We start from the raw sequence: 568 nt of genomic DNA, 5'->3' as shown, positions 1-568 counted from the left end.
AGGAATATGAGAATTGCATAAAATTACAAAAATATTTGTTATTATTATCAAACCAAAAGATGCAAATATCAAAATACCTTGGATAAAATAGGGATTTTTTTTAATTTCTAAAAAGCATAAAAATATAAAAATTATAATACCAAACAAGGCTCTTAGCTGCTTATCTGTAAACATATTTATTTCCTGCGGTTTTTGATAATTTTTTGATCTCTTTATTGATCTCATCTATGAGAGGTTCGTAATTGAGAACGCTTTTCGGAATACCACCCCCATATATCCAAGCTTTCACTTGCGCCTTGGTACTGTAATCAACATTCTCAGGTATCTCATGATACTGACCACCGTCAAATTCTTCATATTCTCTTGTACCATCATCATATTCGTAAAGATTGTAAAAATACTCTGCTACCCCTAATCCCCATGGTGCATATCCAACCGCTGTTGCAACAAACTTTTTCCCCCCCTTCTGTTTACGTTTTTTTAAAAACATCTGGTTTAATATCCCCTATCTAAATCCATAACTTTACCAATGGGTTTATTTGCCTCAAAATGGACCGTACAGAAGCGT

Annotated in this window: 1 protein-coding gene; it reads right to left on the bottom strand. The window is 33.1% G+C overall.

The features are described from left to right. Nucleotides 1–160: 160 nt before the first annotated feature. On the bottom strand, nucleotides 161–490 hold the full coding sequence (locus tag ACFIO3_RS15360) for a hypothetical protein (protein ID WP_375704810.1): 330 nt from the start codon (nucleotides 488–490) through the stop codon (nucleotides 161–163). Nucleotides 491–568: the final 78 nt, after the last annotated feature.

Source organism: Bartonella sp. AD328YNZD, assembly GCF_042196425.1.
Note: the sequence above shows the minus strand (reverse complement) of the source record. Positions and strands in the feature narration are given on the sequence as shown.

What these genes read in the sequence shown, in the direction of transcription:
- ACFIO3_RS15360 (WP_375704810.1), bottom strand. Translation starts at nt 490, where the DNA reads ATGTTTTTAAAAAAACGTAAACAGAAGGGGGGGAAAAAGTTTGTTGCA.